Raw genomic sequence first — 16,526 nt, 5'->3', positions numbered from 1 at the left:
GTCGCTGTCGTTCTCAAAATCGGTGGAGCTGCATGACAAAGTCATCGGGCATTATCTGAACATAAAACACTATCAATAAGTTGGAGTCATTACCCCCTGCACGGTACCACTGTTATTAAGCGCACCACCGTTAAGATTTACGGCTTTTTCTGCCAGTAACGATCCTTGGTTTACCAGGCTTTGAGCATTAACCTGTGCTGTTCCCTGTGACAGCAGTTCACCGCTATTACTTAACTCACCGCTAACCGACGCCATCAGGCCGCTGCTGCTCAGCAGAGAACCCTGATGTTGCCAGCTACCGGCGCTGACGTGCAGGTTATCGCCCTGCAACGTCCCTGCCGTATCCAGACGGGTAGCCTGCAACCACAGATCGCCAGCCGTCAGTGCTTTACCGCCGGCATATTGAGCCAACGTACCGTTAGCCTGGATATCCAGTGCCGCGCTTCCCTGCCACAACCCGCGGTTCTCCAGCGTATCCCCGCGAAGGTCCAGGTTATCCGCCATCATTTTACCGCTGTTGAGCAGAGTGGATGCCGCAAGCGTGGCGCTGCCGCCTGAGCGCAGATCGCCGCGGTTATCCAGCAGCCCGTCAGACGATCCACTCAGTGACGCAAACCCGTTCACCGTGCCGCTGTTAGTCAACGAGTCGAAATGATAAGTGAGATTATTGCCTTGCCAGACACCCTGATTGCTGGCGGCGACGCCCTTCAGCATGAGTTCGCCACCGCTCAGTATCTGACCCGCGCTGAGATTGTTGAGCTGACGGAAGTCGCCAGAAACACCGGCATCACCCTGCAATAACCCCTGATTATTCAACGTATCACCGGTTGCGCTAAGCTGCTGAGCAGCAAACGTACCGGCATTGTCCAGCCTGTCAGCGTGCCACTCAGCCCGCTGCTGCGCTAACAACAATCCTGCGGCGTTGTTGTTCAGCGTGCCGTTCAGCTGGGCGTTGATGCTGGCGGCCGTGAGCTGACCACTGTTGCTAAAGTCGCGTCCAGTGAGGCTAAAGTTGCCAGCGACCTGAAGCAGTCCGTTATTAGTCAGCTCAGCCGGAGCAAGATCAAGATCGCTGCCGCTAATCAGCTGGCCGCCGCTGGCATTAATAATATTTTTACTATCCAGCGTCAGCGCACTATTGCCTTGCAGCAAGCCTGCATTGGTCAGCTGTGCTGCGGTAACGCTGAGGCGATCTGCAGCCAGGGAGCCGCTGTTGCTGATTTCGCTGCTGAGCAGGTCGAGGTTGCGTTCGCTTAACAGCGTGCCGCTGTTTACCAGCGATCCGCTAACGTCGGCAGTAAACTGCGCGTCCGCCCGCGCGCTGCCCGCATTGTTTAAATTTTGCAGCGTCAGGCCGAGTTGACTGGCCTGCAGTGAACCCTGGTTATCCAGCGTGGTGGCCTGGGCTTGCAGGTTACCGGCGGTAAGCAATTGTCCGCTGGTCTGGTTGACGAGCCGATCGCCTTTCAACGTAAACGCGTTATTTCCCTGAATCAGGCCGCTGTTAATTAAATCACTCTGTAACGTGAGAACCTGGGCCATCAGCCAGCCACTGTTATCCGTCTTGCCAGACTGCAACTGAACCTGCTGCTGAACAAGTATTTTGCCGCTGTTGCTTAACGTCTCTGCTGTCAGTTCAGCGTCGGCCGCACTTAAGGCATTACCCCGATTCAGCCAGTCGCGGGCCGTCAGTTTTAGCTGCTGACCTTGCAACAACCCACTGTTATCGAGCCGATCGGCCGCGGTCGTTAGCTGGCCGCCACTGAGTAACGTTCCGCTGTTGGTCAGCTGCTGACCGTGAGTTTGCAGAGACTGCTTACCCTGCAACATCCCACTGTTGTCTACTACGCCACTGTTAATACTGAGCCGATCTGCTGCCATCTGGCCGGCATTATCCAGTGAGGCATTCTTTAGATTCAGATCGTGATCGGCCAGCAGCAGACCAGACGGCCGGTTGATGAGATTAACGTTATTTGCGGTGATATCGGTGGCGTTGATTTCACCAGCATTGGTCAGGCTATTGCCATCCAGCGTCAGCGAGGCGCCACTGGTTATCAATCCGTAGTTAGTGAATTCCGGCAGATTAAGCGCAAAGCTGTTGTCTGAACTGACGGTGCCATTGCCGCGGTTAATCAGGCGGCCAGCGCTGAAACGCAGCGCGTGCGTGCCCTGAATCAGCCCGTCGTTGTCTGTGGATGCGCCAGCAAGTTGCAGTGCTTGCTGGCTCAGGATGCTGCCCGTGTTGTTCAGCGTCGCGGCGATAAGATCAGCGTCACCCAGGCTCAGCACATTGCCACTATTCTGCCAGTCGTTTGTCCGGAACGTTAGCTGCTGCCCCTGCAGCATGCCGCTGTTCAGCAGATTGCCTGAGGTGATCGCCAGCTGACCGTCGCTGAGTATCCTGCCGCTGTTGGTTAACCGCTCGCCTGCAGTCTGGATCGCCTGCTTTGCCTGTAGCGTCCCGTTATTGTCCACCTCTGCACTGCTAAGGCCCAACTGCGTAGCCGTCACTTTTCCGTTATTGCTGAGTGAATCGTTGGTCAGTTGCAGCGTATGCTCCGCCAACAGCGATCCGCCCTGCTGGTTGATCAGATGGGCAGTAGACGCTGTAAGATCCGCTGCGTTTATTTCGCCATTGTTGGTCAGATTCTGGCCGCCCAGTGACAGCGTTGCCCCACTGGAGATAAGCCCGCTGTTATAGAGATCCGGCAGGTTGAGTGCAAAGCTGTTGTTTGAGCTAAGCGTACCGCCTGCCTGATTATGGAAGCTGTTTCCGGTAAAGCTGAGCGCATTCGTGCCCTGTAGCAGGCCGTGGTTGCTGGTTGTGACGCTGTCTATTGTCAGCACAGGGGCTGAAATTACCCCCTGGTTCAGCAGATCATGTCCACTGAACGTCAGGCTGCCGGAGCCAGCGATCGTTGCACCGCTGCTGTTTTGCAATGTAGCCGCGTTTACGCTGGTTGCGCTGCCGATAAGCATGCCGCCATTATTGACCTGCTGTGCCGTCGCCGACAGGGTTTTGCCGGCGGTAAACTGACCGCTATTGCTGAGCTGACTTTGCGCCTGAAGCTGGATATCGTCGCCTGCATTAGCGATAGCGAGCTTATCTGCGGTGATGGATGCGCCATTCAGCTTAATGCCGCGTCCGGCAGTGATACTGCTGTTGCCGGATGTCAGACTACCCGTTGCCGAGACGGTAATGCCGGCATCACTGACCAGCTTAGTGCCGCTTAACGTGGCATCCTGTTGCGCAGCTACGGTGATTTGACCGGACGCTTTGTTTTCGCCGGTCAGCGTTACCGAAGTTGCTTTCGCCGTCAGGGCCCCGCTGCTCAGGCTGTTATTGATCACCAGTTTGCCGCTGGCATCCAGCTGAATATCACCCTGTTTAGCCACCAGATTGCCGAGATTTACCCCGACGCCCTTCTCGCTCGACACCAGGTGAATACGGTTGGCATACATGCCGCCCAGCGCGCCGGTATCCACCGCCACCGACGGTGCTGCATCTTCACCGGCAATCGGCGTTACGGAACCATCCGCACCGACGCGGTTGGCCCCGGTTGTGACCGTTAAATCTTTGGCGTGAATACCGGCGTTGATTTCGGTGGCGCGCGCAATAATTGACAGCGCATCACTCTGACTGCCGTCCAGCCCTTTGCCTTCAACGGTGATCGAGCCTTTAGTGACATCCAGAGAAGAGAGATTGCCGTTTGCATCCAGCTGCGGTTTACCGGTGGTGAGCGTGACGTTCGGCGTGTTGATGAAGCCGCAGCCGTTACAGATAATGCCGTAAGGGTTGGCGACCATCACATTGGCCGCTTTGCCCGCCACTTCGGTATAGCCCTGCAGCTGTGATCGGTTCGCGCCGGTGACTTCATTGATGATCGCCTGCGCTTCATGGCCCGCTTTCAGATTGGGGTTGTTCTGGATCAGACCGCCGAGTTGCGTTGAATTAAGCTGGCCGGTGGCATTATTCAGGATCAGTCCTTCCTGCCCGACGTTGTACTGCTGGTACTGATTATGGGAAATCCCCGCGCCGTTCGGCGTCGCGATGTTGAGCACCGGCACGCCGTTAGCCGCCGCATCCAGTTTTGTCCCTGGGGTGACCGGGGTAATGGCCGCTGAAAAAGCAGGCAAAAGCGGCTGAAAGGCGACCAGACCACATACCAGATAACTGAGCAGACGGCGTGATAGTGAAACGGGTTGACGATTATCCATAATCTTTGCCTCTTAAAAAACCAGGGTGACGCGGGCGTAAACGTTGAGATGATCCGGGGCGAGATAGCTGGGATAGCTGACCGGAATGCCCAGCGTGAACTGGGTTGAGACGGTTTGATTGCGGGTGCCGATGCCGATTGCACTGCCCCATAAAGAACCTGAACCGTAAGGATCCTGCTGGTCACGCTTCAGCCAGCCGCCATCCAGCGCCAGCGTGCTGTTAACCTGGCCGATAACCGGTAATGTCAGCAGGGTATAGTTCAGTTCATTGCGCAGATAACCACCGACGTCGCCAGAGAGATACTGCTCTTTAAAGCCGCGCACCGAACTTTCACCACCAATAGTCAGGCGTTCACTGCCATACAGACGATCGGGCGTCCACTGGCTGTAAAAGCTGCTGAGCCACCACACATCCTGTGTTACCGGGCGCTGGAAACTGCCGCTGAGGCTCCATTTACGAAACTCTGCTTTTGGTAACGCGTCCGATTTACCCGCATCGCTCTCCGCATCAAACCACGGCATTCCGCGGCTAAACGTCGGATTAAACGTGGCGACGCCACCAAAGATTTTTTGGGTATGATTAACGCCAGCCTGCAGGCTGGTCAGCTTGCGACTGCTGCTCTGAAGCAGTGTGCTGTTGAGGTAGTTGTGGCTGACATAGTGATTCAGACCGAGTTGCACCCCGGTTTTGACATCTCCATTACGGAACAGTACCCATGATCCATTCAGACGATGAGAAACGTTGTCTCCGTTGCTTAGCCAGCTGAAGTTGTTGTTAACGAAGCTGCTGTGGTAGTTGCTCCAGCTGTAACTGTAATCCAGCAGACCGTAGCCATACGGCACGCTGACGCCTGCCTGGAGATTTTGCGCGTCACGCCACTCACTAAAGGCGCTACTCCGCCCTCCACTGACAAACCAGCGATCGGCAATGCCCAGCAGATTATTTCCTGTCAGTGACGCGGAAAGTTGCCCGGTGCCGGTGCTCTTCTGTCCGCTATTGTCAGCGTTAAGCATCAGGGATAGCGGAAACTGCGGTTTAGCGGTGAGATTCACAATGGAATAGCCCGGCTGTGGCGCAGGCTGGATTTCGATTTGTACCGGCGTGTTTCGCACCCGATTAATCTGCTCCATGCCCTGCTCTATATCCCGCAGATTAAGGATCCTGCCTTCCAGATCCGGGAATGCCATTTTTAGCTGGCGAGAGGCACTGCCCTCAAGACGAATACTTTCCAGTTTACCTTCCAGCACCGTGATACTGAGCTTACCTTGTGTCAGGTCCTGTTCGGTTAAAAAAGCGCGGCTGGTGATATAACCGCGCTGAATATACCATTCGGAAATATTACGTATGAGCTGTTTAATTTCACTTAAATGCAGACACTGATTCAGATAAGGTTGCGTGAGACGTGTAGTGGTCGCTTCAGATAACAGGCTTGCGTGCGCAATAATAATTTGCTGGATTGGAAAACAGGGGCCCTGTGGATCATCCTTAGACAGTGCAGGCAGTGTAATCTGATGCGCATTTAGCAGCGTATCGCGCTGCTGCTGATTATCCTGCAGGCGTTGTTGCTGTTGTTCCTGAATCTGATCGCGGTCTGCCGGGCTCAGCGGCGCAGCTGAAACCTGAAAAGTTATTAGTGCGGCAAGCAATATCCGCCACTTCCCTGTTTTGGCTATCATAGTTAAATGCTTAAGTAATTGTGATTGTAAATAATCCATTTGTAAGGAAACGCAGAATAACATCTCAACAATCGGATAAAAGTGATAATGAACAAATAACGAGAATAGTTTTTTACAGCTAAAATAATGAGTGGGATGTCGTTACTTAAGTTAAATAGGCAGGTGTTTTGAATATTCTTACTTGTTGAATCGCTGGGTGAACTATTAATTGTTACGCTGAGGGTATTTCATCGGATGTCAGAATTTACTGTAATTATTAACCAATCATTTACCAGAATTTCTTTCTCCCGACAGATTAGTGGTAGAGATAACGCGAATATCCGCCTTAAAAAGCGCAAAAAAACAGTACCAGCCTGGCGCTGGTGGGTTTTGACGTTTAATCGCTACCACAGCGAAATTCAGGGTTTACCGACTGATTCCGACATTGCTGCGTAATGACGAGTCGCATGCTCCCGGCTTTACCCGTCAGAAATATTATATTCATATAAATCAATGTATTGATTGCCAATAAGCTTTCATCGTCGCCAATTGTGATGAAATTGTGATCTGCCTCGCCAATCACATTCATCTTGTGTTGTTATATTGGTTATGAGTCATCTCGTTACTAAATCATTTGGCTGATTATCCATGACCCGCGCCGTTCAGGGACATGCGGCTTTCTGCTGGCGTTATTTCGACGAGCTGCTCGTAACCCTACAACCCTGAAAATTAAAAAAGGTAACGATATGGAAAGCCAGGATCTGCAACGCAAGCTCGGCTTCTGGGCCGTGCTGGCAATTTCCGTCGGAACCACCGTCGGTTCCGGTATCTTCGTTTCGGTGGGTGAAGTTGCAAAAGCGGCGGGCACACCGTGGCTTACCGTGCTGGCATTTGTTATTGGCGGGCTTATCGTCATTCCCCAGATGTGTGTCTATGCGGAACTCTCTACTGCCTATCCTGAGAACGGCGCCGATTATATTTACCTGAAAAACGCCGGCAGTCGTCCGCTGGCATTTCTGTCTGGCTGGGCCAGCTTCTGGGCAAATGATGCGCCGTCACTCTCGATCATGGCGCTGGCGATTGTCAGTAACCTCGGCTTTCTGATCCCACTCGATCCGCTGAGCGGCAAGCTGGTAGCGACCGGGCTGATACTGGCTTTTATGTTGCTGCATCTGCGTTCGGTAGAAGGCGGAGCCACCTTTCAGACGCTGATCACCATCGCCAAAATCATTCCTTTTGTCATCGTGATCGGCATCGGTATCTTCTGGCTAAAAGGTGACAACTTTGTCGTCGCGCAGAGTACGGTAACGACCAGCGCGACAGCAGGCTTTATGGCACTGCTGGCGGGGATTTCAGCCACCAGCTGGTCCTATACCGGCATGGCGTCGATCTGTTACATGACCGGCGAAATCAAAAATCCGGGCAAAACGATGCCACGCGCCTTGATTGGATCCTGCCTGCTGGTTCTGGTGCTCTACTCGCTGTTAGCGCTGGTGATTTCAGGGCTAATGCCGTTCGACAAACTGGCTGCATCCGAAACGCCGCTCTCCGATGCCCTCACCTATATACCGGCGCTCGGTAGCGTAGCGGGTATTTTTGTCGCGGTGACGGCCATTATTGTCATCCTCGGCTCGCTCTCCAGCTGTGTGATGTATCAGCCCCGGCTGGAATATGCGATGGCCAAAGACAAGCTGTTTTTCAAAAGCTTTGCTCACGTTCATCCCCGATTCAACACGCCGGATGTCTCGATCATTTTGCAATGCGCACTCGGTATTTTCTTTATCTTCGTTTCCGATCTCACCAGCCTGCTCGGCTACTTTACGCTGGTAATGTGTTTTAAAAACACCCTCACCTTCAGCTCCATCATCTGGTGTCGCAAACGCGACGATTACAAACCGCTGTGGCGCACGCCCGCCTTCGGTCTGATGACCTTCGCCGCTATCGCCTCCAGCCTGATTCTTGTGGCGTCTACCTTCGTATGGGCGCCTGTTCCGGGGCTTATCTGCGCCCTGATTGTCATCGCTACCGGTCTGCCCGCTTACGCCTTCTGGGAAAAGCGCAATCGCCGTCTGGCTCACGTTTCTTAACCCTGTCTGGAGAGTTGTTTCATGTTGAATATTGATAAACGCAGTGTGGATTTTCTGGTAACTGAAAATATGGTACCGGAAGTTGAAAAGATTCTGGAACGGGATGTGCCGCGCGTTGACGCCATGGTTGATGAGATGGTACAGCGCGGAATCGATCGCATCTACTTCGTTGCCTGCGGGTCACCGCTCAATGCCGCCCAGACGGCAAAGCACCTCGCCGATCGCTTCTCCAGCCTGCAGGTTTATGCGCTGTCCGGCTGGGAATTTTGCGATAACACGCCGCATCGTCTCGATGCGCGCTGCGCGGTTATTGGCGTCTCGGATTACGGTAAAACCGAGGAGGTGATTAAGGCGCTGGAGTTAGGTGCGGCCTGCGGTGCGTTCACGGCTGCCTTCACTAAACATCACGACAGCCCGATTACCCAGGCGGCTGACCATGTTCTGGCCTATGAAGCGGATTGTATCTGGGAGATACACCTGCTGCTCTGCTACAGCGTGGTGATCGAAATGATTACCTGTCTCTCACCGCATACCGAGATCGGCAAAATCAAAAATGACCTGCGTAAGTTGCCGCAGGCGCTGGGGCATCTGGTGCGCACATGGGAAGATAAAGGCCGTCAGCTTGGCGAACAGGCGAGTCAGTGGCCGATGATCTATACCGTATCGGCCGGTCCGCTGCGTCCACTCGGCTATAAAGAGGGCATTGTCACCTTAATGGAGTTTACCTGGACGCACGGCTCGGTGATTGAGAGCGGTGAGTTTCGTCACGGGCCACTGGAGGTTGTCGAGCCTGGCGTGCCTTTCCTGTTTTTGCTGGGCAGCGATGAGAGTCGTCATACCACCGAGCGGGCAATCCGCTTCGTGCGCGAGCGCACCGATAAGGTGATCGTGATTGATTATGCGGAGATTTCTCAGGGACTGCATCCGTGGCTGGCACCTTTCCTGATGTTCGTCCCGATGGAGTGGCTCTGCTACTACCTCTCTATTTATAAAGATCATAACCCGGACGATCGCCGTTATTACGGCGGATTGGTTGAGTATTAATCCTTTTGCCCGGCCTGATGAGGGCCGGGCGTAGCGACCAGGAGAAGCGAAATGAAAAAGGATAATGCAGCTGAAGGTGCAACAGCGCAGCCTGACGGGATGATGCGGTTGGCGACGGTCGGCGATAACTGCGTGGATATCTATTCTCAACTCAACAAAGCCTTTTCCGGCGGTAACGCGGTGAATGTCGCGGTCTACAGCAGACGTTACGCCATGCAGTCTGCCTGCGTGAGCTGGGTCGGTGACGATGCATATGGCGCGCTGCTGAAGCGCGACCTGCTGCAACAGGGTGTCGATATTTCGCATCTTCACACTAAAGCTGGCGTGACCGCGCAGACCCAGGTTGAGCTGCGCGACAACGACCGCATTTTGGGCGATTACACCGAAGGCGTTATGGCGGATTTTACGCTGACTAATGAAGATCTGGCATGGCTTAACGGCTTTGATATGATCCATTCGGCTGTCTGGGGGCATGCGGAATCGGCGCTGCCGGCGTTAAAAGCGGCGGGCAGGATCGTCTCCTTCGACTTTGCCGATAAATGGGAAAACCCGCTGTGGCAGAGTTTACCGCCGCATCTTGACTACCTGTTTGCGTCGGCGCATGTCGAATCGGCCTGGCTACGTGACCGACTGCAAACCGTAGTAGAGTGCGGCGCGGGCGTCGCGATTGCCACGCTGGGCGAAAATGGCAGTCTCGCCTGGGATGGTAAGCAGTTCTGGCGTATGCCACCTGAACCGGTGAGCGTGGTGGATACGATGGGGGCCGGTGATTCTTACATTGCTGGCTTTCTCTGCGCGGTTGCTGCCGGCCTGCCGATCGTAAAGGCCATGCAGCAGGGATCGTGCTGTGCCGCCCGCACACTGCGCTATCATGGCGCCTGGTAATCCCTGCGTTGGCGTGACGCTGGGCGCGCCAACCCCTATGACTCCGCCTTAAAGCCTCCTATAATCACCTCCACTGTTTCCAACTGTCAGGGTCGACTCATGCCAGCGACGGCGCGATATTCACATCAATTGCTCTATGCCACGGTACGTCAGCGCCTGCTGGATGATATTGCGCAGGGCACTTACCTGCCGGGCCAGCAAATCCCGACCGAAAGCGACTTATGCAGCTTGTATAACGTCAGCCGCATTACCATTCGTAAGGCGATAACCGAGCTGGTTAACGATGGCGTATTGATCCGCTGGCAGGGGAAAGGCACCTTTGTGCAGAGCAAAAAAGTTGAGAACGCGCTGCTTACGGTGAGCGGTTTCACTGATTTCGGCGTCTCGCAGGGAAAACCGACGCGTGAAGAGGTGATTGAACAGGAACGTGTCAGCAGTGATCCCTTCTGCGAAAGGCTTAATATTGCTGGCAATGGCGAAATGTTTCGCCTGCTGCGGGTGATGTATCTTGATAACGAGCCGCTGTTTATCGACTGTTCGTGGATCCCCCTCTCGCGGTATCCCGGCTTTGATCAGGTTTATCGCGTCGGTGCGTCAACCTATAAACTTTTCCATGAAAAATATGACAGCCGCGTGGTCAGCGACAAAAAAACCATCGATATTTTCACCGCCACCAAAGCCGAAGCGCTCAGACTGCAGTGCGAACTGGGCGAACCGCTGTTTCGCATCAGTAAGATCGCTTACGACCAGCACGACAAACCGGTGCACTATTCAGAGCTGTTCTGTCGGGCAAACCGTGTAAGCCTGACAATTGATAACCATCGTCACTGAAAATCGCCGTATCGGCTGGGATGATGCTGAACCCAACCCTGAAGCTACATCGCGTCTGGATACCAGCCGCACGCGATCGCGTCTGGATGATCCCGCTATTCCAGAGCTGCGACACAATTACCGCCAGCGTGACGGAATGGATGTCGCTCACCCGGATGTGGCGTTACTGCACCAGGTGAGCTGACCGGCTTCGGCTACCTCAATTCAGCGCCTCACTGGCCGCTTTGGCAATGGCAATTTCATTTGGGTTGGCTGAGCCGCTGACGCCAACCGCACCGGTGACCTGACTATTCAGGGTGACCACCGACCCGCCGCCCAGCGGCACCATTCCCGGCAGCGTGGCGATGGCAGGTTCAGCGCCATTGGCACGCGCCATGTAGCGATCGGTTGAGGTGCGATAAAGCGCGGCGGCACGTCCTTTCTGGATCGAAGAGTCGATACAGCCGATTGGCGCATTATCCATTCGCTTAAATGCCAGCAGTTGGCCCGATTGATCCAGCACCGCGATGCAAACCTGCGCATTCAGGGTTTGCGCCTGCTTTTCAGCCCGGGCAATCATGTGCTGTGCATCTTCAGCGCTGAGGATCGTCTGGGTCAGGGTGGCATCAGCCGTCGCTGTCCAGAGCGTGGCGAGCATGCAGAGCGAGGTACAAAGTGTTTTCTTCATTGTTTCTCCTTTTACCGGTTCATTTTTTTGGCGCGATACTGCTTCAGCAGCAGGCAGATAAGCAGCAGCACCAGCAGACACAAAACGATCCACGGCGCGCGCTGCAGCCAGGGGTTGTTTTTAGGCTGTAGCAATACCTTTTCTACCTGCGCTTCGGTGACAGATTGATCGGGCTTACCAAATCGGGTTGAAACGTAATCCAGCAGGCGTGTCAGCTCGCCACGGCTCATCTGATGGGCGAAGGCAGGCATAAAAGCGTGCCCGGCCTCGGTGGTACGATTGACCCCTTCAGCAACGGTCATAATCATATTGGCGGGATCGGCCGCAATCACTGCAGAGCTGCCGGTTAATCGCGGAAAGGATTGCGGATTATCGTGAGTGCCTTCGCCCTCTGCCCCATGACAGCTGGCGCAGGCGGCATTGTAGAGCTGCGCCCCATTCAGATGATTGCCGGATATCGCATCCTCAAGCGTTGCCGCCGGCCCGGATTCAACCGACACCACGTTAAACTTGTCCGGCGCGGAAAGAGCCTGAGGTTTTGCCGGCGCTTCTCCCAGCGTTAACAGATAGCGGGCAATAGAGTGACGGTCATTATCAGTAAGACGTGAGAAGGAATTCTCTACGGCAGTGCCCATTTCACCCGCCGCAATGGCTTTGCCCGGCAGCGAGCCGGTTTTGAGATAGGTGGTCAGCGCCTGTTCTGACCAGTCATACAAATGGGCCTGGGTCAGATCGGGGGCATTCCAGCTGCCGACTTCGCCTCCACGCAAAAAGCTCCCGCTTTTCTCTGCCATCATCAGGTTGCGTGGTGAATGGCAACTGCCGCAGTGCCCCAGCGTTTTCACCAGATATTCACCGCGCGTTGTGCTGATTTGATCAGGACTTCCGGCGGGCAGGGCTTCCTGAGACAGAAACAGGGCATTCCAGACGGACATCATCGATCTGACAGAGAACGGAAATGGAAGCTGCGTCTCAGGCACGCGGTGATCTTCCGCCGGTACGCCGTAAATCAAGTAGTTATAGAGTGCGTCAATGTCCGCATCGGTCATCGATGCGAAGGCGGTGTAAGGCATTGCCGGATAGAGATAACCGCCATCCGGCCGTCGGCCTTCCCGCATTACGCGCCGAAAGTCGCTCAGTGAATAACGGCCAATGCCATTCAGCCGTGAGGGAGAAATATTGGTGGCGATGATATCGCCCAGAGGAGATGAGATCCGGTAACCGCCAGAAAAGGGGTTGCCGTTATCGGGATTGCGGTGGCAGGCCGAGCAATCACCTGCAATCGCCAGATATTCACCGCGCTTAAGCGTCGCCTCATCAGGGTTTGCCCGCACCAGCACCGGAAGCAGCAACAGAAAGACCAGCGTCATTCGCATCATTACAACTCCCGAATCAGGGTGTCAGCCAGACGGAGCGCCAGCGCGATGCCGGTCAGCGTCGGATTCACCGTGGCTGAGGTTGGCATGACCCCGGTGGTGGCGAGAAACAGATTTGAATGATCCCAGCTGCGACAGTGCGCATCGACCACCGAGTCGCGTGGGTTGTCGCCCATAATCGTGGTGCCCATGATGTGATACTGATTACGCCATCCTGTGGGTGCCTCAACTATTTCGCCATTAAAGGCCATCAGAAAATTAGCGAAATCCCGGTAAGCCTGTGCACGCATGCCGCGGACATAACCGTCCAGCTGATAGTTCACCTGCAGCATGGGTAGTCCGATAGCATCACGCCGGCTCGGGTGCGGAATCACGCGATTGGTGGGGCTGGGCAGAGTTTCACTCATGGTGCTGATGTTCATGATGCGCGAAGCGCGATCGCGAATCGCCGCATCAAGTTCACGTCCCATCAGCCCTTGCTTTAGCAGTGACGGTGTCACGTCAATATTCGGCACCAGATTGCGCAACGAATAGCGAATGGCAGAGTGTTGGGCACGGCTCGGCTCATCGCGTCGGGTGGCAATACTGCCGTGCTGAACGGAACCACGGCCTGTCCAGAGGGGTTCATCCGCCAGAAACGTCATGCTTAAACCGGTGTGATCCATCAGATTGCGGCCAACCTGATCGGAACTGTTCGCCACCTCCGACATCAACAGCAATTTTGCAGTTTCCAGCCCATGGGCAGCCACGATGAATTTTTTCGCGCGGAGTCGCACATTACGGCCGTCAGGTTTGCGGTAGTGCACCGCGACGATCTGATTGCCAGCGCCCTTCTCCAGCTGCCAGGCGACCGATTCAGTGCGCAGATCAACGCCCAGCGCCACCGCTTTATCCACATGCATATCACCGGAATACATGGCACCGATGGGACAAACCGGTTCGCAGTTGTTGTTGCCGGCACAGGCTGGACGACCATCGTAAGGCTGCGAAATCCGGGCATGCGGTTCATGTATCACCTGGTAACCGAGCGGCCCAAGTCTGGCCTGCATCCGTTGCACCATGTAGGGTTTGGCTTCCGGTGGCAAAGGATAAGGCGCGGAACGCGGTGGCCATGCCGCCCGGCCCTGACCGCTTTGATCCTCATCAGCGCTGCCCACTACGCCAATTTCACGCTCGGCGAGAAGATACCAGGGTTCGAGATCGTCATAATCTATCGGCCAGTCGCGGCCAACGCCGTAAACGCTTTTTAGTTTGAAATCATTCGGCAACAGCCGCCAGCAGGCGGATGCCCAGTGGCGGGTACTGCCGCCAGCCACTTTCAGAAAGCTGGTGACATACTGAAAATCCGCATCGCCGTGCGCCTCAATGTAGCCATCGGTATAACTATTGGGTGCCCAGGGCAGGTTCGGATAAGGCGCGCACCAGTTACGCTTGCTGGCGCTGTTGCGGTAATTTTCTACCACTTTCCAGCGCGGAATGTAGGGTCCCGCCTCCAGCATAATCACCGACTTGCCGGCTCTGGCCATTTGACAGGCTGCGTTGGCGCCCAGTGCGCCAGAGCCAATAATCACCACGTCGGCATCATACTGCGTCATGATTTACGTCCTCTGCATGGCTCAGCAGACGCACCGCATCGGCATGGGTTCTGGCTCGCCCTTCCACCATCGCCAGCCATTCGGGCTGCGGCTCGGTGATAACGCGGGCTGCACGCGGCGAGTCGGTGCCCCAGGCGGTGATGTTTTCCGGCATCGGGGGCGCAGTTACACCCTCTGGCACCGCCTGCCAGTAATCATGTCCGCGCTGCGAATAGGAGGGGCGTGGCGTAATACTGACCGTTGGCTCATACATCAATGCCGAGAGGAACGTGACAAACTGCGCGTCGTCAGTGGCGCGGGTAGTGGCAGGATTACCGGTATAGCCCAGATACCACGGCGTGATAATGGACAGCGCGGTTGTAACCTCCTCTTCAGAGAGCTGCGCGAGACGCTCTTCCGGCGACAGGTGGATATGGCGACGTAAGCGTTCAGCCAGCCGCGTAAGTTGCTGGTCAAAATCGTGCGTCTGGCGGGATAGCAACAGATAGAGACGCTGACTGATGGCCGGATCCAGTCCCTGTCGACCCGTTAAGGTCTGGCTGACAAAAAGTAATGTCTCTTCACTGCCGGACCCGGCCAGCGCAGCAGGCATGATAGCGGGCACGCTGATAATGACGCTTGATGAAATCATCATGCGCAGGAATGTACGCCTGTTCATTTTTCCTCCAGGTGTAGGTAGGGTAAGAAATAATGCGGATTAAACGGCGTATTTTTTATTTTGAATCCGCTGATTCAGCCATTTATCGATGCTCCAGGGGCCGGCACCGTGAATTATTAGCATCAGGAATCCGGCACAGCAGGATATATTTTTCAGCCACACCATCAGATGGGCGTGCGAATAACCGGGATAAAAAAGAAATGCGGAAAGCAGAGAAAAAATCACCATGAAAATGCAAACAAAACGGGTTAAAAATCCGAACGTTATGGCGAGACTGCCTGCAACTTCCAGCAAAATAACCCACGGTAGAAAATAATCTGACACGCCGTTTTGACGCATCAAAATTAAGTTCTCATCGTAATGAATTATTTTATCGATGCCGGATGTGAAAAAAAGTGCGACAGCGAGCAGGCGCGATAAAGCCCAGATAAACATTTTATAATTTTTCATTTTTTATTAGCTTGAGGTAAGCGTTGTTATTTTTAAAATAGGCCTCAATCAATAAATTTTTTTTGACTTTTTGTGCGGTGAGTCATTTCACCGCATCGCCATCGCGCTCAAAAAGGTTTCACCACTGCCAGCGTTTTTCAGCCAGCTCAACCAGCAATCGTGCGGCTGGTGTCAGTTCGCTCAGCGATCGGTATTGCCAGCCAAAAGTCCGCGGCATGATCACCAGCGGCAGTGTGATTTCTACCAGCGACGGTGGAGTCATCTCCTCCTGCAACAGGCGGCGCGAAAGAAAACTCAACAGCTGAGTCTGCGCCAATACCTGGCGAAGCGGCGATATAGTATTACTCTCCATCTGCACTTTTGGCGCGGCATAGCCGCCGCTCAGCAGGCGTTGTTCAAGCCACTGCCGGGTCGCAACCTGCGGCGAGGGTAATAACCACTGAAAGCGGTTCAGTTGTTCAGGCGTGGGATGCAAACCCGCCAGTGGATGAAAGCAGCTGGCAGCCACCACCACTGGATCTTCCATCAACGGGCGGGTAATAAATTCATCGCTCTTATCCGGTAAAAATCCCAGGATCAAATCCAGTTTGTTTTCCCGCAGCCGTGACTGCAGCAGATCGTTCAGCCCTACCTGCACTTCAAGCACCACGGTAGGCGCATGCTGCAGTAATTCACGGGTTAAATGCGGCAGCATAAATTCGGCTGCGGTAGCTGCAACACCGAGGCGGATCACCCCGGCGGTTCCCGCGCCGAGGGCATTTAAATCCTGCTGCGTCACCTGCATCAGGTGCAGAACTTTTTGAGCGCGTTCACAAAGTAGTAACCCTGCTTCCGTCAATTGTATCCCGCGTCCCACCTTCAGAATCAGCCGCGTTGAGCATGATTTTTCCATGCGCTGAATGCACTTTGTCAGCGCCGGCTGAGTAATACCAAGGGCTTGCGCCGCTTTGCCAAGGTGAGCGGTTTCACGTACCACCACCAGGTAACGCAGGTCTTTAAGCTCCATTCATTCCTCGCAGGAATCAAATCATAAAGAACAGAGAATATTATTTATCAATT

The 16,526-nt window shown here is 54.5% G+C and carries 14 protein-coding genes and 1 pseudogene; 6 read left to right on the top strand and 9 right to left on the bottom strand.

What is annotated here, in order from left to right:
- Window positions 1–79: IS1 family transposase (locus FHW04_RS20465; RefSeq protein WP_001401901.1), on the top strand; the 79-nt coding region annotated here is incomplete at its 5' end.
- Here the strand turns inward: FHW04_RS20465 and FHW04_RS20460 are convergent.
- The 3 genes and pseudogenes from FHW04_RS20460 to FHW04_RS20450 form a co-directional block, all read right to left on the bottom strand.
- Window positions 73–2,979, bottom strand: a complete 2,907-nt coding sequence (locus FHW04_RS20460; protein ID WP_429274154.1) for a beta strand repeat-containing protein — start codon at window positions 2,977–2,979, stop codon at window positions 73–75. The genes FHW04_RS20465 and FHW04_RS20460 overlap by 7 nt on opposite strands.
- Window positions 2,980–3,192: 213 nt before the next feature.
- Window positions 3,193–4,218 (bottom strand): annotated as a pseudogene (locus FHW04_RS20455) (filamentous hemagglutinin N-terminal domain-containing protein); the annotation flags it as partial.
- A gap of 12 nt (window positions 4,219–4,230) precedes the next feature.
- Window positions 4,231–5,895: a ShlB/FhaC/HecB family hemolysin secretion/activation protein gene (locus tag FHW04_RS20450; RefSeq protein WP_089562207.1), complete on the bottom strand. Its 1,665-nt coding sequence runs from the start codon at window positions 5,893–5,895 to the stop codon at window positions 4,231–4,233.
- A gap of 725 nt (window positions 5,896–6,620) precedes the next feature.
- Here FHW04_RS20450 and frlA point away from each other — a divergent pair.
- The 5 genes from frlA (at window position 6,621) to FHW04_RS20425 (ending at window position 10,905) form a co-directional block, all read left to right on the top strand.
- The gene (gene frlA / locus FHW04_RS20445) at window positions 6,621–7,961 is read left to right on the top strand and encodes a fructoselysine/psicoselysine transporter FrlA (RefSeq protein WP_089562206.1); all 1,341 of its coding nucleotides are present in this window, start codon (window positions 6,621–6,623) and stop codon (window positions 7,959–7,961) included.
- A gap of 21 nt (window positions 7,962–7,982) precedes the next feature.
- Complete coding sequence (gene frlB, locus FHW04_RS20440) at window positions 7,983–9,005, top strand: fructoselysine 6-phosphate deglycase (protein ID WP_089562205.1); 1,023 nt, start codon at window positions 7,983–7,985, stop codon at window positions 9,003–9,005.
- A gap of 99 nt (window positions 9,006–9,104) precedes the next feature.
- The gene (frlD, locus tag FHW04_RS20435; RefSeq protein ID WP_089562212.1) at window positions 9,105–9,890 is read left to right on the top strand and encodes a fructoselysine 6-kinase; all 786 of its coding nucleotides are present in this window, start codon (window positions 9,105–9,107) and stop codon (window positions 9,888–9,890) included.
- Between the two features lie 99 nt (window positions 9,891–9,989).
- The gene (locus tag FHW04_RS20430; RefSeq protein WP_031378111.1) at window positions 9,990–10,721 is read left to right on the top strand and encodes a GntR family transcriptional regulator; all 732 of its coding nucleotides are present in this window, start codon (window positions 9,990–9,992) and stop codon (window positions 10,719–10,721) included.
- Window positions 10,702–10,905, top strand: coding sequence for a hypothetical protein (locus FHW04_RS20425; RefSeq protein WP_031378110.1), 204 nt, complete (start codon window positions 10,702–10,704; stop codon window positions 10,903–10,905). Before FHW04_RS20430 ends, FHW04_RS20425 begins: the two co-directional genes overlap by 20 nt.
- 15 nt (window positions 10,906–10,920) lie before the next feature.
- Here FHW04_RS20425 and FHW04_RS20420 read toward each other — a convergent pair whose 3' ends face one another.
- The 6 genes from FHW04_RS20420 to FHW04_RS20395 form a co-directional block, all read right to left on the bottom strand.
- On the bottom strand, window positions 10,921–11,388 hold the full coding sequence (locus tag FHW04_RS20420) for a GlcG/HbpS family heme-binding protein (RefSeq protein ID WP_031378109.1): 468 nt from the start codon (window positions 11,386–11,388) through the stop codon (window positions 10,921–10,923).
- 11 nt (window positions 11,389–11,399) lie between these two features.
- The gene (locus FHW04_RS20415; protein WP_094106340.1) at window positions 11,400–12,767 is read right to left on the bottom strand and encodes a c-type cytochrome; all 1,368 of its coding nucleotides are present in this window, start codon (window positions 12,765–12,767) and stop codon (window positions 11,400–11,402) included.
- Window positions 12,767–14,359, bottom strand: coding sequence for a GMC family oxidoreductase (locus tag FHW04_RS20410; RefSeq protein ID WP_089562204.1), 1,593 nt, complete (start codon window positions 14,357–14,359; stop codon window positions 12,767–12,769). Before FHW04_RS20410 ends, FHW04_RS20415 begins: the two co-directional genes overlap by 1 nt.
- Entirely contained in the window at window positions 14,346–15,017 is a 672-nt protein-coding gene (locus FHW04_RS20405) for a sugar dehydrogenase complex small subunit (RefSeq protein ID WP_089562203.1), read from the bottom strand. The genes FHW04_RS20410 and FHW04_RS20405 overlap by 14 nt, the downstream gene beginning before the upstream one ends.
- Before the next feature lie 39 nt (window positions 15,018–15,056).
- Complete coding sequence (locus FHW04_RS20400; RefSeq protein ID WP_227021978.1) at window positions 15,057–15,452, bottom strand: DoxX family protein; 396 nt, start codon at window positions 15,450–15,452, stop codon at window positions 15,057–15,059.
- A 133-nt stretch (window positions 15,453–15,585) separates the two neighbouring features.
- Window positions 15,586–16,473, bottom strand: a complete 888-nt coding sequence (locus tag FHW04_RS20395; RefSeq protein WP_089562202.1) for a LysR family transcriptional regulator — start codon at window positions 16,471–16,473, stop codon at window positions 15,586–15,588.
- Window positions 16,474–16,526 lie beyond the last annotated feature (53 nt).

The organism is Pantoea sp. AN62, assembly GCF_050432985.1.
GTDB classification, from domain to species: Bacteria; Pseudomonadota; Gammaproteobacteria; order Enterobacterales; family Enterobacteriaceae; genus Pantoea; species Pantoea brenneri.
Note: the sequence above shows the minus strand (reverse complement) of the source record. Positions and strands in the feature narration are given on the sequence as shown.

Coding starts and splice junctions, on each gene's coding strand:
- FHW04_RS20395 (WP_089562202.1), bottom strand. CDS start 16,473: ATGGAGCTTAAAGACCTGCGTTACCTGGTGGTGGTACGTGAAACCGCT.
- FHW04_RS20430 (WP_031378111.1), top strand. CDS start 9,990: ATGCCAGCGACGGCGCGATATTCACATCAATTGCTCTATGCCACGGTA.
- FHW04_RS20460 (WP_429274154.1), bottom strand. CDS start 2,979: ATGCTTATCGGCAGCGCAACCAGCGTAAACGCGGCTACATTGCAAAAC.
- frlB (WP_089562205.1), top strand. CDS start 7,983: ATGTTGAATATTGATAAACGCAGTGTGGATTTTCTGGTAACTGAAAAT.
- FHW04_RS20420 (WP_031378109.1), bottom strand. CDS start 11,388: ATGAAGAAAACACTTTGTACCTCGCTCTGCATGCTCGCCACGCTCTGG.
- FHW04_RS20405 (WP_089562203.1), bottom strand. CDS start 15,017: ATGAACAGGCGTACATTCCTGCGCATGATGATTTCATCAAGCGTCATT.
- frlA (WP_089562206.1), top strand. CDS start 6,621: ATGGAAAGCCAGGATCTGCAACGCAAGCTCGGCTTCTGGGCCGTGCTG.
- frlD (WP_089562212.1), top strand. CDS start 9,105: ATGATGCGGTTGGCGACGGTCGGCGATAACTGCGTGGATATCTATTCT.
- FHW04_RS20450 (WP_089562207.1), bottom strand. CDS start 5,895: ATGATAGCCAAAACAGGGAAGTGGCGGATATTGCTTGCCGCACTAATA.
- FHW04_RS20410 (WP_089562204.1), bottom strand. CDS start 14,359: ATGACGCAGTATGATGCCGACGTGGTGATTATTGGCTCTGGCGCACTG.
- FHW04_RS20400 (WP_227021978.1), bottom strand. CDS start 15,452: ATGTTTATCTGGGCTTTATCGCGCCTGCTCGCTGTCGCACTTTTTTTC.
- FHW04_RS20415 (WP_094106340.1), bottom strand. CDS start 12,767: ATGATGCGAATGACGCTGGTCTTTCTGTTGCTGCTTCCGGTGCTGGTG.